This is a genomic window from Alicyclobacillus sacchari (assembly GCF_004366795.1).
GTDB classification, from domain to species: Bacteria; Bacillota; Bacilli; order Alicyclobacillales; family Alicyclobacillaceae; genus Alicyclobacillus; species Alicyclobacillus sacchari.
In genome coordinates this window covers 38,908-58,486 of the sequence record NZ_SORF01000005.1, presented here as the reverse complement: position 1 = coordinate 58,486, position 19,579 = coordinate 38,908, and the positions used below count along the sequence as shown (strand labels likewise).

General features: G+C 54.4%; 23 protein-coding genes and 3 tRNA genes. 21 read left to right on the top strand and 5 right to left on the bottom strand.

Translation table 11 applies throughout. From position 1 onward, the window contains the following. Positions 1-39 precede the first annotated feature (39 nt). Both C7445_RS06505 and C7445_RS06500 read left to right on the top strand, forming a co-directional pair. Positions 40-879: an SPL family radical SAM protein gene (locus C7445_RS06505; protein WP_134159282.1), complete on the top strand. Its 840-nt coding sequence runs from the start codon at positions 40-42 to the stop codon at positions 877-879. Positions 880-1,185: 306 nt separating this feature from the next. Beyond that, on the top strand, positions 1,186-2,157 hold the full coding sequence (locus C7445_RS06500; RefSeq protein WP_134159281.1) for a cation diffusion facilitator family transporter: 972 nt from the start codon (positions 1,186-1,188) through the stop codon (positions 2,155-2,157). Here C7445_RS06500 and C7445_RS06495 read toward each other — a convergent pair whose 3' ends face one another. Then, on the bottom strand, positions 2,158-2,484 hold the full coding sequence (locus C7445_RS06495; protein ID WP_134159280.1) for a DMT family transporter: 327 nt from the start codon (positions 2,482-2,484) through the stop codon (positions 2,158-2,160). It lies immediately after the preceding gene. 274 nt (positions 2,485-2,758) lie between these two features. Between C7445_RS06495 and cls the strand changes: the two genes are divergently transcribed. The 9 genes from cls to C7445_RS06450 all read left to right on the top strand — a co-directional run bounded on the left by cls (position 2,759) and on the right by C7445_RS06450 (position 9,454). Beyond that, positions 2,759-4,210, top strand: coding sequence for a cardiolipin synthase (gene cls / locus C7445_RS06490; RefSeq protein ID WP_134159279.1), 1,452 nt, complete (start codon positions 2,759-2,761; stop codon positions 4,208-4,210). A 41-nt stretch (positions 4,211-4,251) separates the two neighbouring features. Next, on the top strand, positions 4,252-4,932 hold the full coding sequence (gene rpiA, locus C7445_RS06485) for a ribose-5-phosphate isomerase RpiA (protein ID WP_134159278.1): 681 nt from the start codon (positions 4,252-4,254) through the stop codon (positions 4,930-4,932). Beyond that, entirely contained in the window at positions 4,932-5,453 is a 522-nt protein-coding gene (locus C7445_RS06480; protein ID WP_134159277.1) for a GNAT family N-acetyltransferase, read from the top strand. Before rpiA ends, C7445_RS06480 begins: the two co-directional genes overlap by 1 nt. A gap of 84 nt (positions 5,454-5,537) precedes the next feature. After that, positions 5,538-5,738, top strand: coding sequence for a hypothetical protein (locus C7445_RS06475; protein ID WP_208320854.1), 201 nt, complete (start codon positions 5,538-5,540; stop codon positions 5,736-5,738). Between the two features lie 124 nt (positions 5,739-5,862). After that, positions 5,863-6,546 carry a TVP38/TMEM64 family protein gene (locus tag C7445_RS06470; protein WP_134159275.1) on the top strand — a complete coding sequence of 228 codons (684 nt, stop codon included), beginning with the start codon at positions 5,863-5,865 and terminating at the stop codon, positions 6,544-6,546. A gap of 71 nt (positions 6,547-6,617) precedes the next feature. Then, complete coding sequence (locus tag C7445_RS06465) at positions 6,618-7,097, top strand: MarR family winged helix-turn-helix transcriptional regulator (protein WP_243835011.1); 480 nt, start codon at positions 6,618-6,620, stop codon at positions 7,095-7,097. Continuing rightward, positions 7,094-7,975 carry an NAD(P)-dependent oxidoreductase gene (locus C7445_RS06460; RefSeq protein WP_134159273.1) on the top strand — a complete coding sequence of 294 codons (882 nt, stop codon included), beginning with the start codon at positions 7,094-7,096 and terminating at the stop codon, positions 7,973-7,975. The genes C7445_RS06465 and C7445_RS06460 overlap by 4 nt, the downstream gene beginning before the upstream one ends. 33 nt (positions 7,976-8,008) lie before the next feature. After that, entirely contained in the window at positions 8,009-8,248 is a 240-nt protein-coding gene (locus C7445_RS06455) for a hypothetical protein (protein ID WP_134159272.1), read from the top strand. Positions 8,249-8,302: 54 nt separating this feature from the next. Next, a complete protein-coding gene (locus tag C7445_RS06450) occupies positions 8,303-9,454 on the top strand; it encodes a glycosyltransferase (RefSeq protein WP_134159271.1) in 1,152 nt (383 codons plus the stop codon). A 26-nt stretch (positions 9,455-9,480) separates the two neighbouring features. On the opposite strand, the gene C7445_RS06445 is transcribed toward C7445_RS06450, so the two are convergent. Both C7445_RS06445 and C7445_RS06440 read right to left on the bottom strand, forming a co-directional pair. Then, entirely contained in the window at positions 9,481-10,542 is a 1,062-nt protein-coding gene (locus tag C7445_RS06445; RefSeq protein ID WP_243835010.1) for an LCP family protein, read from the bottom strand. Positions 10,543-10,614: 72 nt separating this feature from the next. Next, positions 10,615-10,809, bottom strand: coding sequence for a hypothetical protein (locus C7445_RS06440; protein WP_243835009.1), 195 nt, complete (start codon positions 10,807-10,809; stop codon positions 10,615-10,617). Positions 10,810-10,905: 96 nt separating this feature from the next. Here C7445_RS06440 and C7445_RS06435 point away from each other — a divergent pair, with 96 nt between their 5' ends. Together C7445_RS06435 and C7445_RS06430 are read left to right on the top strand one after the other, a co-directional pair. Next, complete coding sequence (locus C7445_RS06435; RefSeq protein ID WP_243835008.1) at positions 10,906-11,805, top strand: DUF72 domain-containing protein; 900 nt, start codon at positions 10,906-10,908, stop codon at positions 11,803-11,805. Further along, entirely contained in the window at positions 11,802-12,026 is a 225-nt protein-coding gene (locus tag C7445_RS06430; RefSeq protein ID WP_134159267.1) for a hypothetical protein, read from the top strand. The genes C7445_RS06435 and C7445_RS06430 overlap by 4 nt, the downstream gene beginning before the upstream one ends. A 5-nt stretch (positions 12,027-12,031) precedes the next feature. Here C7445_RS06430 and C7445_RS06425 read toward each other — a convergent pair whose 3' ends face one another. Continuing rightward, positions 12,032-12,400, bottom strand: coding sequence for a hypothetical protein (locus tag C7445_RS06425; protein ID WP_134159266.1), 369 nt, complete (start codon positions 12,398-12,400; stop codon positions 12,032-12,034). Positions 12,401-12,530: 130 nt separating this feature from the next. On the opposite strand from C7445_RS06425, the gene cax reads away from it, so the two are divergent. From cax to hisC, 3 genes are all read left to right on the top strand, one after another. Further along, the gene (cax, locus tag C7445_RS06420) at positions 12,531-13,592 is read left to right on the top strand and encodes a calcium/proton exchanger (protein WP_134159265.1); all 1,062 of its coding nucleotides are present in this window, start codon (positions 12,531-12,533) and stop codon (positions 13,590-13,592) included. Between the two features lie 12 nt (positions 13,593-13,604). Then, entirely contained in the window at positions 13,605-14,261 is a 657-nt protein-coding gene (locus tag C7445_RS06415) for a DUF502 domain-containing protein (protein ID WP_134159264.1), read from the top strand. Positions 14,262-14,331: 70 nt separating this feature from the next. Continuing rightward, complete coding sequence (hisC, locus tag C7445_RS06410; RefSeq protein ID WP_134159263.1) at positions 14,332-15,429, top strand: histidinol-phosphate transaminase; 1,098 nt, start codon at positions 14,332-14,334, stop codon at positions 15,427-15,429. Between the two features lie 213 nt (positions 15,430-15,642). Here hisC and C7445_RS06405 read toward each other — a convergent pair whose 3' ends face one another. Then, a complete protein-coding gene (locus C7445_RS06405) occupies positions 15,643-15,972 on the bottom strand; it encodes a hypothetical protein (protein WP_134159262.1) in 330 nt (109 codons plus the stop codon). Positions 15,973-16,033: 61 nt separating this feature from the next. Between C7445_RS06405 and gltX the strand changes: the two genes are divergently transcribed. The 5 genes from gltX to C7445_RS06380 all read left to right on the top strand — a co-directional run bounded on the left by gltX (position 16,034) and on the right by C7445_RS06380 (position 19,576). Beyond that, complete coding sequence (gene gltX, locus C7445_RS06400; RefSeq protein ID WP_134159261.1) at positions 16,034-17,521, top strand: glutamate--tRNA ligase; 1,488 nt, start codon at positions 16,034-16,036, stop codon at positions 17,519-17,521. 137 nt (positions 17,522-17,658) lie between these two features. Then, a tRNA-Gln gene (locus C7445_RS06395) sits at positions 17,659-17,732 on the top strand. A gap of 1 nt (position 17,733) precedes the next feature. Continuing rightward, positions 17,734-17,806: transfer RNA gene (locus C7445_RS06390), tRNA-Glu, on the top strand. Positions 17,807-17,815: 9 nt separating this feature from the next. Continuing rightward, positions 17,816-17,891: transfer RNA gene (locus C7445_RS06385), tRNA-Lys, on the top strand. 152 nt (positions 17,892-18,043) lie between these two features. Next, a complete protein-coding gene (locus tag C7445_RS06380; protein ID WP_134159260.1) occupies positions 18,044-19,576 on the top strand; it encodes a hypothetical protein in 1,533 nt (510 codons plus the stop codon). The last annotated feature ends 3 nt before the right edge of the window (positions 19,577-19,579 follow it).

Genomic DNA, 19,579 nt, shown 5'->3' with positions numbered 1-19,579 from the left:
TTGCCAGATCAAGTGTTCACGTACGGAAGGGGAATGCGTATGCAGGTTGAGCTCAATCGCATCGTGTCGAAACGAATTCTTACCGAGGCGAAAGGTTATTTGGACGTTGGGTTTACACATTCATTAAACCCCTACAGCGGATGCGCCTTTTCCTGTTCATATTGTTACGTAAGAGAAATGCCGATCCAGAAGTTCAAAGGAATCCCTTGGGGAAAATGGGTCGATGTGAAAAGCAATGCTGGCGATATGTATCGCCAGGAAATGCATCGTCTTCGCAGTAACAACCGAGTTGTGAACCTTTTTATGTCTTCAGCTACAGATCCTTACCAACCTGTGGAACGTCAGGCCGGTATCACAAGGGTTCTGCTGGAAGAGATGTTGAACACTCCTCCGGACTTCATCCAGATTCAAACGCGTGCCCCACTTGTGATCCGCGACATCGATTTACTCGTGCAATTGAAAGAACGGTGTGACCTGCTTGTATCAATGACCATCGAGACAGATCGGGAGGATGTAAAGCGCATCTTTGCTCCCTATGCACCAGGCGTTCGACTGCGAATCAAGGCATTGCAGCAACTTCATGATGCTGGAATTGCCACTCAGGCCGCGATCTCTCCGGTGTTGCCGTTCACCTCGGAATTGCCGAAGTTGCTCCACGGAACTGTGGACCGCATTTGGATCGATACGCTAACCATCGGTGATGGTTCTTTAGGAAAGCGCTCCGCAAGGTTGGGCATGCCACAGATGTTTCGCGAACATGGGTTTTCAACGTGGTATAGACCAGATTTACATAGAGTGGCAGCCGAGTATTTCAGTAGGTATTTTCCTGAATCGATGATACGGGTGTCAAGAACAGAGTCTTTCCCGTCACCGCGGTGAGGCCTTTCATGACGGCCCTCACGCTGAGGTGAGAACCGTCGTGAAGGGATGTGGATCAGATAAGGTCCCAAGTTCAGAAGACGTGACCGACTGTCCATGTCTTAACTGGATTCTCCCATTCGCGCGATACCGTTCATGCTCTGCCCGTGGGTGTAAAACATGCGCTTGTGACAGGCAGGGTGTTTTTCACAAGGGTATTGCACCGTGGAACGCGAAAGAATATGGTGAGATTGACAAAATGCATCGGTCTTGCGGTTCTATGAAGCGTATGCGGTGCATGGATACACGACGAGGAGTTTGCGCATCATGATCAATCACACGCACGACGCACATGCGGATCACCATCATCACGATCACGGCGTCTTCCATAGCCATGCTCCGGCTGGCAAAATGCGCGTTGCATTCTTCCTGACGGCCTTGATACTTGCCATTGAGGTCATTGGCGGTTGGTTGTCGGGCAGTCTCGCACTGTTATCCGATGCAGGACATGTTCTCACCGATATTGCCGCCATCGGTCTGTCTTGGTATGCCCTAAAACAAGCGGAGCGCCCGAGCAATCAAAAGATGACCTATGGATACCATCGCGCAGGCATATTGGCGGCTTTTTTGAATGCGATCACGCTCATTTTGATAGCGGTATGGATTCTGGCTGAAGCGTATCGACGTTTTCAGACTCCGGAGACTGTACAGCCAATTTGGATGTTCATCAGTGCCGGTGTTGGTCTGATCATCAATCTCTCGATGGGCTTGACCATGCATGGTAGTGAAAATTTGAATGTTCGCAGCGCCGTGCTGCACATATTGGGCGATGCCGCGGCGTCAGGTGCAGTCATCGTGGGCGGTATCATCATCGTCGTAACGGGCTGGTATGTGGTCGATCCGCTGCTAAGCGTACTCATTGCCTTGTTGGTCGCATACGGCGCTTGGCGGATTGCACGCCAAACGATTGTCATTTTAATGGAGGGCACGCCCACGGACGTGGATCTCGCGACAGTAGCAGACGCGATTCGGTCGGTTCGCGGTGTGCAAAACGTACATGACCTGCACGTTTGGACCATTACGAGCGGGCGTAACGCGCTTTCGTGTCACATCGCGCTCGACGGAGCGACTACGATCACCGAGAGCCAATCAGTGATCCGAGAAATTGAGCACCGCCTGTTGCATTTGCATATCGGACATGTGACGATTCAAGTGGAAGATCAGCATCATCCCCACGACAGCGATGTGTTATGTGCGGGCAACGACGTGGGGGAAGGACATCATCATCATCATGAGTAATCATGAGTGAGAAGTGTGAGCCAAATGCAGGACGATGACGCCTGCGACAATAAGCATCAATCCGACTGCCGAAACGATGGAAAGGGACTGCTTCCAAACGAAGAGACCGATCAATGTCGTGGCGGCGGTGCCGATCCCCGACCATATCGCGTATGCAGGTCCGAGAGGGATATGTTTCAACGCCTGTGACAGTGAATAAAACGACAATGCGTACCCTAGAACGACGCCGATGCTTGGCCACAGCTTGGTAAAACCATCGGTGACCTTGAGCAACGATGTTGCACAGATCTCACTCGCAATGGCAACGGCTAGAAAGACATAAGGCATGCAATCTACACCTCTCTGAGTGTGCCACTGATCCAAATCCGGGCATATGCTGGTGTCAAGACATTTGCGTGGAGGATCGATACGCGATGTGGCGTGGTATACAACAAGATTACCTGAAATGGATGGCTGTTGCCGCTTTTTGTGTCGGACTTGCGCCAGTCGTTTATGCGTATTGGCGCACGCGGGCGTGACGAGATCTTTCCGTCACGCAGGTGTGCAACGGACAAGCTAGGCGTTCTTAGACGATGCACTCAGGATTGGAGTTATCGCCATCATGTCGGTTTTACATTTATTGTACATCGTCATTTTCGTCGTCGATGTCGCAACGGCCGCGGCCATCATCTTCGTCGAGCGTCATAACGCCGCCGTCACCTGGGCATGGCTGATGGTCCTGCTTTTTATACCTATTGGTGGTTTTATTTTATATGTATTGTTCGGACAGCATATCAGTCGATTTCGCCTGGCTCGCTTTCGTTTGCGTAATGCAACGTGGGTTGCCCGTCTGGCTGAACGCCAGCAGCGACAGCTTGCCAGCGGCGGGGGCATGCAATATAACGATCCGGCGGCGAAACAATATCAGGACTTAATTGCGATGAACCTCACAACCGCGTATGCGGTCTATACGCAAGACAACGCTGTGCAAGTGTTCACAAACGGCAAGGATAAATTTGAAGCTTTGTTGGCGGATATCGCCCGCGCCCAGGATCACATTCATCTTGAGTACTACATTTTTCGCCCAGATGGACTTGGCCAGCGACTTGTGACAGCACTCGCAGAGCGGGCCAAGGCTGGGGTGGAAGTGCGCTTGCTTTATGATGCGGTGGGCTGTGCGTGGACACCCAAATCCTTTTTCCACCGTCTCGAGGCGGCTGGTGGACAGGTGGCGGCGTTCTTTCCGTCTCGTATCCCGTACATCAATCTGCGGATGAACAATCGCAATCATCGAAAAGTGGTGGTGATCGACGGAAAGATTGCCTATGTGGGTGGTTTTAATGTCGGTGACGAGTACTTAGGACGCGTTGAGCGGTTTGGCTTCTGGCGAGATACGCATTTGCGTATCACGGGAAGCGCCATTGTCGAATTGCAATCCATCTTTCTGCTCGATTGGAACTCCTCTTCGCGATTCCCCATCGAATTTGAGGATCGCTATTTCAGGCGAGCGCAGACAAGCCTCGGTGGCGTTGGCATGCAGGTGGTGGCAAGCGGTCCGGATACGGCTTGGGAGCAAATTCGCAATGCATATATCAAGATGATTTATGCCGCGAAGCAGAGCATTTACATTCAGACGCCATACTTCATCCCGGACGACAGCTTGTTGACGGCGCTCAAAACCGCCGCGCTCTCCGGCATCGACGTGCGGGTCATGCTGCCGCAAAAGGCTGATCACATTTGGGTATTCTGGGCGTCGCGCTTCTATTTGGGCGAGTTGTTGCAGGTTGGCGTGAAGTGCTATCTATATGGTGATGGATTCTTGCATGCGAAAACGGTCGTCGTCGATCGCGCAATTGCCTCGGTCGGAACGGCGAACATCGACATCAGGAGCTTCAAACTCAACTTTGAAGTCAACGCGATCCTCTATGATCGCGCCAAGGCCGGGGAGTTGGCCGACATTTTTGAGCAGGACCTCGCCAAATGTGATAGATTGACATTGAAGATGTACAATGGACGACCGCGCTTTGAGCGTATCGCCGAATCGTGTGCGCGACTGCTGTCGCCGATTCTTTAAGCGGTGGCCGCCATGTATGTAAATGACCTGGAGTGAAAGCTATGGATAAAAAGCAACTCGCTGGTGTTGAAGCCGCCAACTATGTGAAGGACGGCATGAAGGTGGGACTGGGGACCGGATCGACCGTCTACTATACGATCACGGAACTTGGGCGTCGCGTTGCCGCAGGATTGAACATCGTAGGCATTCCTACGTCTGCCGCTACGGAGGCGCTTGCCAAGGAGCTGCAGATTCCCCTGACGACTTTCCAAGAATGTCCTCGGCTCGATCTGACAATCGACGGCGCGGATGCAGTGACTCCTGATTTTCAATTGATCAAGGGCGGCGGCGGTGCGTTGCTTCGGGAAAAACTGGTTGCTGCGGCGTCTGATAAACTGCTGATCGTCGTCGATGATGGAAAGCTCTATGATTCGTTTGCCGGCCTTTCGATCCCGATCGAAGTGGTGCCGTTCGCATGGGAAACGACGGCACGCCGGATCGCAAACTCAGGAGGCAAATGGACGCTTCGCGAGCGGGACGGAGGGCCATTTGTGACCGATAATCACAATTACATTCTGGACACCGTTTTTGAACCTGTTGCTAATCCGGGGCGGTTGCAGGACGTCCTCAAAGCAATGACAGGCGTTGTTGAGACAGGATTGTTCATCGATATGGCCGATGTCGTCATCGTGGGGCGCGGGGACGGCGTACAGACGTTGTCGCGCACAGACACGAATTTCTGATGGATACGTTGGTGTTGGCGGACGGGGCGTGGCGTCTCCGTCCGTTTGATTTGCGGCGCGATGTACCCATTGCCTGTCGATGGTATGATGCCGACCTGCTGGCATGCCTTGAGGGTACGCGCTGTGCGGTGTACAATGAGCGCCGCATTGTGCTCATGTATCGGTGGTTGGCCAGTCGAGGGTATTCGTTTGCCATTGAACGGCGAACTGGCCGCAATGACTGGCACATGATTGGGGATGTAACCCTGTGCAAAGACATGTTGCCCATCGTGATCGGCGATCCGCAATGGCGTGGTATGGGAATCGGCACAATGGTCATCGAGAGGTTGGTTCACCTAGCGGCAGAATTAGGGTGGTCGAAACTCGTTGCACACAAAGTGCTGGCGGGCAACTACGCCTCTCGGCGCATGTTTGAGAAAGCCGGTTTTCGGTGTGTCGCCACGCAAATTGATGAATCCGGCCTACGATATCATGTTATGGAGCGGGAGATCGACCAGGGTTCCGCCCTGACGGACAGCTAAAGGCGCGGTATCTGGAGATTTCACCCTCCTTCGCGATATACATAGGTTCAGCACAGGCGGGCAGGGTAAAGGCACGAAGGAGGGATGTCTGTGCAAGGACAGACACATCGAAAACCAGGGCCGCCGATGCGAAACTTCGATCAGCACGAGCTCATGGAGCGGGATCGGGAAATCGCGGAACACCATGCTATCCACACGACGGTAAACGATCACACGCTGGTACCAACCCGTGAGGATGCCGAGCGCATCGGTCGCAAGCGTACGTCGCCCATCGATCCTGTGTAACAAGAAGCGTGAACTGTCGACAAGACGACAGTTCACGCTTTTGGGATAGGGGAAACGTTTGAACGTTTGCCCGCGGTCTGATACTGTGAAAGAAGAGTGGATAGCTGAGCGAGGAGTCGTGGGCGTGGCGGCATTCATCAAGCAGTTACTCACCGATTGGCGCACCATTTCGATGATCGTCTTGGGCGCTGTGATGGCCGGTGTGGTACTGTATCTAGATAGAAATCACAGACTTACGGAACTCATACAGTCGTGGGGTTTTTGGGGCATTATTTACGGAATCATTTTGATGGTTATTTGGTGTCTCACACCGATCCCGTCAGAGGGTCTGCTCATCATATTTTTGCGTGTATTTGGCGTTTTGAATGGGACTGCATACGCTTGGATCGGCTCTACCATCAGTTCTGTCATCATTTATTTCATTGCCCGGCATTTTACTCGCATCATGCTTGGGCGTGTTGCTTCACACGAACGGTTTGACCAGGTCAATCTCTGGGTTCGCGAATGGGGAAGCTGGGGCCTGTTGCTTGCCCGCCTTCTGCCAGTGCCTGCCTTCGTCGTCAACTATGTGGCGGGGATGATTCCGGCAATTACATTGTGGTCTTACACATGGACGGCGGTCGTCGCCATGTTACCTTATTATTTAGGCGTGGCATTGGTATATGCAGGGGTGTTCGGCAACTGGATTTATATCATCATTGGCTGCATACCGCTGGGCGCTCTGGCGTGGTTTGGTACGTTGTTGCGCAAACGCGCGTCGAAATCGTCACGTTCGCCGCATGACACGGAGCAGCGAATGCCCCGCTGATTTCTATCTGTGGGCACGGCAGCTGCCATGCTTGGGGTGGGCGGGCTGCCTGTATCTTTGATTTGGAGTGAATGTCGGTGAACACAGAGCGTCTGGATATCGTTCAAAAGCTGGATACAATCGTGGAAAGGTTTGTACGCGGCATGCGTGCCCATTTCCCGGAAAACAAGTCCGGCTTAACGACCACACAGCTCTTTGTCATGCGTTACCTGAGCTTTGTTCAGCAGGCAAAGTCATCTGAAATTGCCCGTATCGCCGGACTGAGTCCAGGGGCCATCACGCAGGTATGCGACGAGCTGGTGCGGTTGAATTATGTCGAGAGGGTTAGATCTAACGAGGATCGCCGCGTTGTCTATGTGAGTCTTACGGAAGATGGAAAACGTCAATTGCGGCTGTTGTCCATCGAACGGTCAAAAAAGTTGGGTGATTTGCTGGACAAGCTGGGTGAGGATGATGCGCGGCAATTTCTGAACTTGCTGGAACGCATGGTGGAAATTTTGGACAATGAGTGCGATGCACCCTGTCACGGAAGAAAGGGTGGATTCGAATGAAACTTGGTTGGCTGGGCCTTGGCAATATGGGTGTACCCATGGTGCGAAATGTGGCGCGTGTTGGTTATCCCATCACAGCGTTCAATCGAACGGTCAAGTCATTAGGCCAAGACATGCCTGAACATGTTACGGTGGTTTCCGATGTTCACGAGGCGGTCGCTGATCAGGATGTCGTCTTTGTGATGGTGTCAGACATGGCCGCAGTGGAGTCTCTGTTGTTCGGCTTTGGGGCAGCTGATAGCATGGAGCGAGGAACGCTTGTGGTCAATATGAGCACGATAGGGGTCGACGAAAGCCGCCAACTGGCGGATCGCTTAACTGGGACTGGTTTGCGATATCTTGAAGCCCCTGTGCTTGGTTCTGTCAAACCAGCTATGGATGCGACCTTGGTGGTTCTCGCTGGTGGTCAGGCCGATGATTTTGCTCAGGTCGAACCGCTTCTTGCTGCCCTCGGACGAAAGTCGTTTTATCTAGGGGGAATCGGTCAAGGCGCGGCGATGAAGTTGCTGGTTAACGCCTTTTTGGGCATCGTTATGGAGATGTTGGCAGAAACGGTCGCATACGGGGAACGAAGTGGTTTTGCGCGTGAGACAGTGCTTGACGTGTTGGCGTCAAGTGCTGTATGGGCTCCCGTCTTGTCTGCAAAGCGGCAGCTTGTCGTCACCGATGATTATCCCGTGCAGTTTGCATTAAAGCACTTGTTGAAAGACATGCAACTCGCATTGCGCCAAGCAGAGGCAGTCGGTGCACAACTTCCCATCGCGTCTGCCGCCGCATCCGTGATGCGTGATGCTGTTGCATCAGGGTTCGGCGATCTCGATATGGCTTCGCTGGTTGCCTTTCGGGCTGCACAAACCGGAGGCGTCGATCAAGCATAAGCTATAGGAGTCTCTCATGTGGGAGGGTCCTTCATGGCGCAAAACGACGGCGCGGGCCAACCGTATACGTGGTACGATTGGTACGAGGTGTTAGAAGAACCTTTGTGGTTCGAGCAAGGAATGGGCTTGCTTCCTTGGTGGTTGCGCAAGGATTCATCTGAAGAGGTTCAGTGGTTTATCAACAGTTATCCTGTATTAGCACCGTATTATCCTGTCGGTTCGCTGCTTGAGCAGGACTGGTTGGGGCTGCACGTAGGCTACTGGTGGCCATAGTGGTTTGAAGATGGTCGAACTCGCGGTGTTGAGTAGACCGAAGGGGTTGTCAAATTGGAGCTTAGTATTATTATCCCATCCTATAATGAAAAGGATAACATACGTCCGATTGTGCGGCGCATTCATGAAGCTATGGGGTCTGCGGACATTTCATACGAGATCTGGTTCGTCGATGACAGCTCTGATGAAACGGTGCAGGTGTTGTCCGAACTCGTGACGGAGGACGAGCGCGTCAACGTGCACCATCGAGAGGGTGAGCGCGGTTTGGCCAGTGCCGTCGTTCGCGGGTTCAAATTGGCGCGCGGGCGCTATTTCATCGTGATGGACGCAGATTTGCAGCATCCTCCTGAGTTGCTGCCTGCCATGTATGAAAGACTCAAGCAGGGTACAGACATCGTAATTCCAAGTCGTTTTGTCGAAGGCGGATCGGATGGGGGATTGGGCCCGTTTCGGAAGTTGGTATCATGGACAGCGCGCGTCATCGGCCAGCTGGCGCTGCACCGTTTACGGCGCATCTCTGACTGCACCAGCGGCTTTTTCGGCTTACAACGCGAGGTGGTTGAAGGCGCTGAACTCGATCCGATAGGTTGGAAAATCCTGATTGAAGTATTGGTCAAGGGGCACTATCGGACGGTTCACGAAATTGCATACGCATTTTTGGCTCGCGACGCCGGCGAATCGAAAATGAGTATGCATGAGCAATGGAACTACTTTCGTCACCTTGTGCGCCTGGTCTCGCAAAGCCCCAGCGATCGGCGCTTTTTCCTGTTTTGTATCATCGGGGCAAGTGGTGTGATCGTCAACGAATTGATGCTGACCATCCTGCTCTATGCTTTTCATATGAAGGATACACCGGCGTCGATTCTCGCTTCGTTGGTCGCGATGTTGAACAACTACATTTGGAATGATCAAATTACCTGGCGCTCGCCGCGTGAGGGCCGCAAGTGGAATGTGAAACTGCCGCTGTTTGTGGCGATCTCGCTGGTAGGAATTTTGATTACGACACTTGTGATGCACGCATGCGAGCGGATTGGTTTCATTGTGCCGGTTGGACAAGCGGTGGGCATTCTCGTTTCAACCGTATGGTCCTACGTCATGAACAATAAGGTCACATGGCGGGAAACTGAGCACCGTGAACGGGGAGACATCGTCGTCACGCGAGAATCGGCACCGACTGCCTTCACACGCGTGAAGAGCGGCGTTTGACGCACGCCGCTCACGGACTTGCGCAATCAGGCATCTGCGTCTGCAGGCGTCATCCAAGTGCGGGTCAAACGAGGATCCTGAATGGTGTTTTTAGGAACGATTCCATCGACGAAGAATCGCTTGGCGACATAGTGAGCCTCTTTCGGATTCACAATCCAGTAGCTGAGGTCGCCCGGCCTTGTCGCATCCGGATCGTGAAACGAACCGGGCAATGTTGCGTGGATGGTGCTGTATGTGCGATACGTGTGAGCGTGCGCGACAAGGCGGCCAAGATCGACGGCTGTCAAATCGGTATCCACGCTGCGCAGCAGGTCATAGGCGATGGCAGGCAGTTGCGGGATCGTCTCTGGGCGCAGCAGTTGGTTTTTAACGGCGAGGAGAAATGCCTGTTGTCGCTCGGTGCGGCCAATGTCTCCGAGTGCATCGTGCCGATACCGGACGAAGCCTAAGGCTTGTTCGCCGTTGAGGTGCTGCGTGCCCTTGTGTAATGAAATCACGCCGTGTTTTTGGTCGCCTGTGCGATAATACATATTTCGCGGCACGTTGATGTCGATGCCGCCCATACGGTCGACCATGCGCACGAGTCCGTCAAATTCGGTCATGGCATAGTGATCGATAGGTATGCCGATTAACTGTTCGACGAGACCGCACGTGAGTGTTGGACCGCCTTCTGCTAGCGAATCATTGATTTTGTGATACCGGCCGTCCGGGAATGCCACCTGGGTATCGCGCGGAATGGACAGTAGTTCAATTCGGTGATGTTCATCGTCGAGACTAGCAACCATCAAGACATCGGAGTTACCGTTGCCTTGCTTTGGACGCTCATCGCTTCCGATGAACAAAATCGTCTGTCTTCCTGTTGTGCCGTTGTGATTTGTCCCGGTGTGAGGCCAGAGTTGCGCTGGTGTGTGATTGGTTGTCGTACCTGAGCCATTGGTTGCTGTAAATTTATGAGCTAGGATGTGGCGGTTGCCATGCACGAGGGTCGCCGCGGCTGCGAGGAGGCCGAACGCGATGGCGGCGTAGCGTCCAGTGCGGGCAAGTTTTCTTTTGTGTGGTGTCTTTGGCTTATCTGTCAAGAAAACCACTCCCATCTCCTCGACATCTATCCTATGATTTGAGGAGATGGGGTGTTTTATACAATGAGGTGAATAACGGAATTATTCGTGGCGCAAAACTTGATTGCAATTCGTGCAGATGTACTGATATTGCTCGCGCAGTACACGTCCTGGTACGGGTAAATCCGGCCGGATGACGACGCTTGAGTCAAGCTCCACTTGGCGTTCTTCCCGGAACCAGGTATGATCGCAATGCGGACAGCGGATGGCGTGTTGGTTGCTGGCCACGTGTCTCATCTCCTATCAGTGCTGGGTTAGCTGTGCGAAATAACCACAACTATTATAGCGATATGACTGGAAAGCGGTCAAAGTTGCGAGTGCTGGAATGGGGTGGTGAGGCTGCGAATACGTGCAGGAACGTGTGCGTTTGCCGATCACGATTCGTTCTACCCTCGTCATCTGGCCGTTTCTGAGCGGTTGCGGTATTATGGTTCGTTTTTTTCGGTGGTCGAGATCGACAGCACGTTTTACGGAATGGTCACCACTCGCACATGGGAGCGTTGGTTGGGGCTGGTTGATAGCGATTTTCGCTTTCATGTGAAGGCCCCTGCGGCGATGACACTGCACACGCGCGGCTTGTCACGAGATGAGCGGCGGGAAATGGGATACGCATTCCTTGAGTCGCTGCGGCCAGTTCTCGAGCGAGGTGCGATGTCGGCTATCTTGTTGCAATTTCCACCTTGGTTCGGCGCGACCCGTGAGAATCGGGTCATTGTCGAACGGCTGGTGACGTTCTGTCAACCTATGAATGCAGCCGTCGAGTTTCGAGAGCGCAGTTGGTTTCAAAGTTCCGAGCGGATTGAGAAGACCATTGCTTGGCTTTCGTCGATTGGCGCTATCCATGTGATTTGTGACGAGCCTCAGGCTGGTCGCAAGTCGGTGCCGTATGTACCGCGTTTGACGCATGCACAGTTGGGGGTCCTGCGCATGCATGGGAGGAACTTGGAGATGTGGGACAAGCCTGGATTGACGTCCTCCAAACAGCGGTTTGACTATCGGTACAGTCGCAGTGAACTAGAATCTTTTGTGCCCGACGTCGTCTCCCTAGCCGGCAAGGTTCAAGAGTTTCATGTGCTAATGAACAATAATTCCAACAATGACGCGGTTTGGAACGCGTTTGACTGGCTTGATTTGATTGGGGGTGCGAAGCGTCAGCGCCCGCTCTTAGAGCATTCGGAGCAGTTGTCGCTTTTGCCTGACCACATTGTAGACGGCGGTGAAGGATTTTCATGAACTATGGGTTTCCTGACTGGATGTTTGCAGCAATTGCCATTGCTGCATACGAATTGGCGGCGTGGTTACATCAACGTCTCGGTGTGCCTTGGCTGTTGTGGGGAGGGTATGCGGTCGTCGCGCTCTGCGCCTTGGTCGTCGCGACGCGCTGGGTGGTGCGCCGAATCCGGCAGAAGCAAAGGCCGCCGGAGCAGGAGGACGACGACTGGCGAAATTACTAAATGATCTACATGCCGTTCGCCGTGAGCAGCATTTCCAATTGCCTTGCAAAGTTTGGCGAAAGCCGTGTGTAAAAGGAAACGCGGGACTGTTCGATCACGCCGCTCTCGGTGACCAGATACATCAAGTTGGTGACGATTTTGTATGGCTTTCCGAATCGATCCGGTATCGTCCCGTACACCGGTTTGGCGTGGCGCACATACTCCGAATCAGAGCACTCGACGAATCCCAAAATATGCTCGAGGGCGATTCGATAGGTTGTTCGACCGCGTTGTTGAATAAACTCTTTGGTGGTTAATTGATATTTCACTTGGTTGCGAATCTCTGTGCGCTTGAGTTCGCCGCGCAACATTTTGATCTTCGGAAATTGATACATCCGTCATCCCCCCGTTCTTCCATCGTATTGTAACACAGCTTTCAGACTTCCCCGTCGAAGCATGTGCAGTTCTGTGGGAAATCTGTTACGTTGATGACAACGTCTGTCGTTTGGAATGAGGTGTCGGATTTTGAACCGAGTATTGTCCATTGTCACTGCGATTGTCGTGGCGGTCAGCGTGGTCGTGCAGGTGGGTGGTTTCGGCGACATGCCGAAGTTTTTTGCGGCGGCAGTTGCCATGATCCCACTTGCGGCACTGATGGGGAAGGCAACGGAAACCATCGCCGCACACGCCGGTGCGCGTTTGGGCGGACTCTTATCCGCGACGTTTGGCAACGCTGTTGAACTGATTATCGGAATTTTCTCGTTGCACGAAGGATTAACATCTTTGGTGAAGGCTTCGATCACCGGCTCTGTCGTCGGTAACCTTCTATTTGTGCTGGGCCTAAGCTTTTTCGTAGGCGGCATTCGGCATCCGATTCAAGAGTTCAATGTCCGAGTTGCTCGCAGCAATGCCTCGATGTTAATGCTGGGCGTGGGGGTTGCTTTTGTTGTGCCCACAGTGTTCGCTCGCACGGCCCATCCCGTCCCGTCTGTGTTATCCTTTGGCGTCGCCCTTGTATCGCTGATTGTGTATCTGCTTGGCTTGTATTTCAGTCTGTTTACGCATCGCGAAGTGTTCGCATATATCGGCCACGAACAAGAACAAACAGAAGGCGTTCCACAGCGGCTTTGGCCAGCCGTCTTGACGTTGGCCGTGACCACCGTGCTCGTCAGCCTAGAGAGCGACTGGCTTGTGGGTACGGTACGATCCATCGCGGCGCAGTTAGGCTGGAGCGAGTTGTTCATCGGTGTAGTCGTCGTCGCCATCATTGGCAATGCTGCCGAACACGCCTCGGCCGTTTGGATGGCGTGGAAAAACCGCATGGATTTGTCGGTGGAAATCGCGGTTGGCAGCACGCTGCAAGTGGCAATGTTCATCGCACCCGTTCTCTTTTTCGTCGGGGCGTGCATCGGTGTGCCGTTTAACTTTTTGTTCAGCTGGCCTGAGCTGGTCAGCATGATTGCCGCCGTGTTGCTCGTGGTTGTCTTGATGCTCGATGGTGAATCCAACTGGCTGGAGGGCGCCATGGCTGTTGGCGCGTATCTGGTCCTCGCTGCCGGTTTCTACAGCCTCCCGGCAGCTGTCTAAGGGGGGATTGCGATGAAGGGGCTGCTGCGTGCAGCAGCAAAGCACTTTGGTATCGGACTTGCCACGGTTTTGCCGTTTGTGTTTGCCATTTGGGTCGTCGTGTTTGTGGTCAATCAGGTAGACGGCCTGGTCAGTTGGTATGTGCCTTGGGCCTACTTGCACATTCCGGGTCTTGGTTTTGCCATCGTGATCGTCGCGATCTTCATCCTCGGCCTGCTGTCGCGCATCTATGTCAGCCGCGTGCTGTTGTCCTGGGCCGATACGCTGTTTATGCACATCCCAGTCATCAAGTCCTTGTATACAACGGCCAAGGAGTTGATTGAGAATTTATTTCGCAGGCGCCAGGCGTTCCAAACTCCCGTTTTGGTCGAATGGCCGGATGAGCGCGCACTGGTGCTTGGATTCATTACGTCCGAGGAATTGCCAGAAAGCATTGACCCGACGGGGGACTTGGTTGCGGTATATTTGCCTAACGCCTTCCAGTTTGCTGGGGCGACGGTGATGGTTTTGCGATCTCGCGTGCGCGACGCAGGAATGACGGCGGAGCAGGCCTGGAAATTCGCGTTGTCGGCCGGGTTGGGACAGTCGCGCGGATCGAAGCGCCACGAAGGTGGCGAAAGCACTCAGGTGCCGGATCACTTGCCGAAATCCCCTCCCATGCCCATGTGACAAGGCGCGTGACGAGCACTGTGCCCTGGGCTACAATGGACGTAATGTAGAAGCGCCGGAGGTGCCAACCATGTTTAATCCGAATGTACAGGTTCGTCCGAATGTGAAGGACATTGAGCCATACAAACCAGGGCTCAGTAATGAACAGTTGCGAAAGGAACTGGGGGACCGTCCGCTTGTCAAACTGAATTCCAACGAGAATACGCTTGGACCGTCCCCAATGGCCCTTCGCGCGATGGAGCACGAATTGCCAAAATTACACCTTTATCCAGACGGTGGTAGTGATTTGGTTAAAGCTGCAATCGCTGAACACCATGATGTGCAGCCTGACCAAGTTTTTGTTGGGAATGGGTCCGACGACATCATCAAGCTCTTGTCAGAGACGTTTCTCGATGCAGGCGACGAGATTGTGACGCCGTTTCCGACGTTTTCGCAATACACGTTTGGAGCGCAAGTCATGAAGGCCAAGGTCAACCTCGCACCGCTTCGCGCAGATTTTACATATGACATCGAGGCTTTGCTTGCCGCGGTCACCGAGCGAACCAAGCTGTTGTATCTGTGCACACCGAACAACCCAACCGGGACGGTTCTCAAGCAGGTTGAGTTCGATGAGTTGATGGAGCGGTTGCCGGAGCACGTCTTCGTCATCGTCGATATGGCCTATGACAACTATGCAACTGACCCGGAGCGGTTTCAGTTCAACGCGCAGGCGTTGAAACGTCCAAACGTGTGCTTCTTGCATACGTTCTCGAAGTTGTACGGTCTTGCCGGACTTCGCGTCGGTTATGCGATTGGCAATCCAGAGGTGTTCGCCTATGTGCACCGCGTTCGGGAACCGTTTAACGTCAATCGTATCGCCCAAGTCGGCGCCATTGCGGCACTGTCCGACTTCGAGCACGTCAAACGCTCCCAGGCGCTGGCTTTGGCCAGTCGTCGCCAGTATCAGGCCTTGCGCGAGATGGGTATGTATGTGGTGCCAAGCGAGGCGAATTTTGTACTCGTTCAAGTCGGGGATGGCATGCGCGTATTCGAAGCGTTGCGCAAGCAAGCCATTCTTGTACGGGCGGGATTTGCGGGTTTGGAATCGTATGTACGAATATCGTTCGGCACGGAGTCCGAGAATGAGGTGTGTATCGCGGCCTTGCGGAAGGTCGTCGCCCAGGTTTGAATCTGTTCATCGCGCTTGTTGGCAGGAGAAAAAAGCCGTAAAATCACAACGGCCCCCTGTGGTAAACCAACCAGATTAGGGGGCCGTGTCTTCAATCAGAGCACTGATTTCAAACATGATGTTACCCGTACCAAGCACGAACTGGCAATCGGGTCCTGATGGATGGAGTTCCACAAAAAGGGTCATGAAATTGAAATGGCCTCGTTGCGGCTTTTACGTTGGATCCACGGTTTCATCCGCATCGCTTTCATGCGGGGCGGTGTGCCTATCCGAACGAATGGGATTGCTGTCGCGAAAGCGGCCGCTCACCATTTGGCCATCCAGCCAGGGCGAGGTTTTGCCAAGGCGTTTCTCGTTGGTAGCGGCACCGTATGGGCCTTCCGGGAATTCTTCCACAGCGAGATCGTATGTTGTTGCTTGGGCTTGCCACAGTTCGGCTGTTGGGTAGTCGCTTGCACCTTCGTCGAGTGGTCCGGGATCGTAGGCACCCGAGTTGGAGCTGACGTCGACGTCCCGAACATTCCGATCGATTCGTCGTTCCATGCGCAGTCACCTCAGCCGTATTGTGCGCTTTGATGGGTTGTATATCCGCTAGGAGGTAACTATGGACAAGCAGGTTCGGGTTCGCTTTGCGCCGAGTCCCACGGGTGCGTTGCACATTGGCGGTGCCCGCACGGCGTATTTTAACTGGTTGTTTGCCCGGAAGAATCAGGGTGTTTTTGTCCTTCGTATCGATGATACGGACCGGGCGCGTTCGACGGAAGAATCCTATCGGCAGATTCTGGACAGTTTCCAGTGGCTCGGCATTGACTGGGATGAGGGCCCCGACTGTGGCGGTCCGTACGCCCCGTATCGCCAATCGGAGCGCACCGAGATATATCGCAGCCATTTACAGAAGTTGATCGCCGAAGACAAAGTGTACCCGTGTTTCTGCAGTGCTGAACAGCTGCAGGCGGATCGCGATGAGGCCGCGCGCGAGGGGAGGCCGCCGCGATACAGTGGACGGTGCCGGAATTTGTCGCCCGAAGAACGGGCACGACGGCTCTCTGTGGGCGATCCGCACGTGTATCGTCTGCGAACCGACGGTGGGGGTGAGACGGTGGTGCACGATCTCATCCGCGGCGACGTCGTCTTCCAGAATAGCGAGATCGACGACTTTATTGTCTGGAAAGCGGACGACTCGCCGACGTACCACTTCGCGTCCTGTGTCGACGATCTCGCCATGCAAATTACGCACGTGATTCGGGCTGAAGAACATCTGTCCAACACGCCGCGGCACGTCGCCTTGTTTGAAGCGTTTGCGGCCGAGCCGCCGGTGTTTGCGCATGTGCCGATGATTCTGGCGCCGGATCGCAGTAAATTGAGCAAGCGCCACGGCGCGACGAGCGTTTCCGAGTATCGCGATATGGGAATCTTGCCGGAGGCTCTGGTCAACTATCTGTTGTTGCTCGGTTTTTCGCCCGGCGACGACCGCGAAATCGTCGACAGAGAGACGGCTATTGAATTGTTTAGCCTTGATCGCGTCGCGAAACACGCGGCTGTCTACGATGTGAAAAAGCTCGAATGGCTAAACGCGCACTATTTCCGCGCACAATCGCCAGACGTGGTGATCGATCAGATCTGGAAGCAGATTGTTCATCTGGGCTATGTCGCACCTGACGAAGTGGATCGGCATGTGTTGGCTTGGCTTCGAACCGTGGTGGAGTTTGTGCAGACGCGCAGTCGCGGCACCGCGGACCTCATCGAGGGCATGCGCCCGTATTTTGAGCCGGTGACGACATATGACGAAAAAGGTGTGCGTAAACAGTTCAGCGATAAAGCCACCCCAGAAAGGCTACGGGCGGTCGCCCAGCGGCTTGCAGGCGTTGCTCCATTTACCGCTCCAGTGATTGAATCGTCGTTTCGGGCCCTCATCGATGAACTGGGGTTGAAAGCGGGGCAGTTGATTCACCCTGTCCGCCTGGCGTTGACTGGTGTCACCGTGGGGCCGGGACTATTTGACGTGATCGCGATGCTTGGGCGCGAGGAAACTTGTGAGCGGCTTGCGACTGCGGCAAACCGAATCGATGCGGGAACGATAGCTGCCCAGTAACACGCTGGTGTGAGTGCCGCCATGTGCGCCTCATAGGAGCACGCGGAACATGAGCCGCCGTATCAAAAAATTTTTGTGGAACGATTGACAGAATGGGCGTCAGTGAGTATAGTTAATACCGTTGACGCTCGCTCTGTTGCCGAATGGTGTAATGGTAGCACGACTGACTCTGGATCAGTTAGTCTAGGTTCGAGTCCTAGTTCGGCAGCCATGGCCCTATCGTCTAATGGTTCAGGACGCCGCCCTCTCACGGCGGTAATAGGGGTTCGAATCCCCTTAGGGTCATTAGGTCGAGGGTCATTAGCTCAATTGGTAGAGCATCCGACTCTTAATCGGCAGGTTGAAGGTTCGAGTCCTTCATGACCCACCATAGATGACGCGGTCCCCGTTAGGGGATCGCGTTTTTGCGCTTATTGTGGATGCTGGTGGCACATCTTTTTGGAGATTGCTGGTCCTGTCCTTTCCGGCAAGGGTTCGGTATCATGGAGGAGGAACAACGGAACGGGAAGAAGGAGCTGCGGCGTGCAAAGGCAGTTAAGTGGCAGTGAACGCAGGCAGTTGGTCGAGCGCTTGCTCGAGCGCTTTGCCGCGAGGGTTTGGGAAACGGTTTGGAACCGATACAATGATCGCGTCAAGGCGGAGGACGCATTTTTGCAGGTTTTTGTCGTGGCCATCCGCACGCTTCGCCGTACGGAAGCCAAAACGTTGCCTGACAGCGTGATCGAACGCTGTTTGCAAGAAGTGGAAACGGCGGCGGTGCCACATGTGGACGTCGGTGAGGCGCTGGACGATTCACACGATCTCGACGACTGGCCTGAGTCGGGCGAAACGGCCGCGTTGCCTGAGGTGGCGGAAGCTGCCGTTGGCGTTCCGCGGCCGCTGCTCGTTCGTGCTGTGCAAGTCATGCGTGCGAATATCGCGTTTGATGAAGCGCTGCGGCACCATCGGGGTCCTGGTTTTGTGCGGATCGGAGCCGCGGGATTGGCGTGCGTCGGCTTAGGGCTTGCCGTGTACGGTGGATTGGGAGAATGGCAGTCGGTGTACGGCGCGAAACTGGCAACGCCCGTTCAGAACGAAAGGGAGGTTTCAGGTATCAAGTTTGGTTCACTCCCGCTCAAACTGGCAGGATTGTACACGTTGCCGCAAGGTGGCCAGGTTGACTTAACGCACGCGGCTGTGGAATCCGGTTCACTGTTCCTCGCCAGCATGCAACAGTATGGAAATCAGGCTGATGTCATGAACGTACGCAGTTATCCCTTGAAGGCGCCGGGCTCGCTTGCGACGGCAAGGCGCCGTTATGCCTTAGCTTTTGTGACGCCAGTGGTCTCGGGAATCGACGAAACGGCATGGCAGTTGAGTACCTGGTCGCTTGCGGCGATTCCGGGTTGGCTCGTGGTGCTGGCGAACTGGCGCGCGCCTGGCGGCGTGAGCGACGAGCAGATCTACGCGCTTTCGCTGGCGAACGGTCACGCGGCACTGGTGAAATCGATCCCGCAACAGCCGTCGACGTCGGCTGTCGTCGCCGTGGGACACGGGCAGATTGCCGTACAATCGGGCGTCTATCAGGATGGTGCGTGGATTGGCACGCCAATCGGTGAATACACGCTGGTGGGCCGAACTTCGACGCAAGCGTGGACAGAGGTACGGCAGATCCCGGCGGCATTTGGTTTCATGCAGGGGCCCAGTGTCGTGAGCGATGGGCTTGTCTTTCAGGGCATCGTCGGTAAGCCTGAACGTGCTGCGGGAACCAGCGGTTCGACGTGGTACGGTATCGACCGCCAGGGGCGCGTAACGCGCTATCAGGGACCGCCGATCGACGGGCAACCGCACTATGTGGCGCAGGGTGTCTCCGGTTCTTTGTGGTGGCTCGAGACGACCCCGAATGCCAGCGGTGGCCTGCAGTTGACGATGGCACCGTTGGTCAAGACAGCGGGCACCGCACAACCTATGCAGCTGCACACGCCTTTGCAACAATTTGCTACAAGCGGGTCTTACCTATTATGGGTGCAACCAGGCAGGACGAATCCTGAGCTGGTCGTTGCGGCAATCAAGTGAGAG

Bases quoted from the DNA above. Each gene is read 5' to 3' on its own strand.
- C7445_RS06505 (WP_134159282.1), top strand. From the start codon at position 40: ATGCAGGTTGAGCTCAATCGCATCGTGTCGAAACGAATTCTTACCGAG.
- C7445_RS06500 (WP_134159281.1), top strand. From the start codon at position 1,186: ATGATCAATCACACGCACGACGCACATGCGGATCACCATCATCACGAT.
- C7445_RS06495 (WP_134159280.1), bottom strand. From the start codon at position 2,484: ATGCCTTATGTCTTTCTAGCCGTTGCCATTGCGAGTGAGATCTGTGCA.
- cls (WP_134159279.1), top strand. From the start codon at position 2,759: ATGTCGGTTTTACATTTATTGTACATCGTCATTTTCGTCGTCGATGTC.
- rpiA (WP_134159278.1), top strand. From the start codon at position 4,252: ATGGATAAAAAGCAACTCGCTGGTGTTGAAGCCGCCAACTATGTGAAG.
- C7445_RS06480 (WP_134159277.1), top strand. From the start codon at position 4,932: ATGGATACGTTGGTGTTGGCGGACGGGGCGTGGCGTCTCCGTCCGTTT.
- C7445_RS06475 (WP_208320854.1), top strand. From the start codon at position 5,538: ATGTCTGTGCAAGGACAGACACATCGAAAACCAGGGCCGCCGATGCGA.
- C7445_RS06465 (WP_243835011.1), top strand. From the start codon at position 6,618: ATGTCGGTGAACACAGAGCGTCTGGATATCGTTCAAAAGCTGGATACA.
- C7445_RS06460 (WP_134159273.1), top strand. From the start codon at position 7,094: ATGAAACTTGGTTGGCTGGGCCTTGGCAATATGGGTGTACCCATGGTG.
- C7445_RS06455 (WP_134159272.1), top strand. From the start codon at position 8,009: ATGGCGCAAAACGACGGCGCGGGCCAACCGTATACGTGGTACGATTGG.
- C7445_RS06440 (WP_243835009.1), bottom strand. From the start codon at position 10,809: ATGAGACACGTGGCCAGCAACCAACACGCCATCCGCTGTCCGCATTGC.
- C7445_RS06430 (WP_134159267.1), top strand. From the start codon at position 11,802: ATGAACTATGGGTTTCCTGACTGGATGTTTGCAGCAATTGCCATTGCT.
- C7445_RS06425 (WP_134159266.1), bottom strand. From the start codon at position 12,400: ATGTATCAATTTCCGAAGATCAAAATGTTGCGCGGCGAACTCAAGCGC.
- C7445_RS06415 (WP_134159264.1), top strand. From the start codon at position 13,605: ATGAAGGGGCTGCTGCGTGCAGCAGCAAAGCACTTTGGTATCGGACTT.
- hisC (WP_134159263.1), top strand. From the start codon at position 14,332: ATGTTTAATCCGAATGTACAGGTTCGTCCGAATGTGAAGGACATTGAG.
- C7445_RS06405 (WP_134159262.1), bottom strand. From the start codon at position 15,972: ATGGAACGACGAATCGATCGGAATGTTCGGGACGTCGACGTCAGCTCC.
- gltX (WP_134159261.1), top strand. From the start codon at position 16,034: ATGGACAAGCAGGTTCGGGTTCGCTTTGCGCCGAGTCCCACGGGTGCG.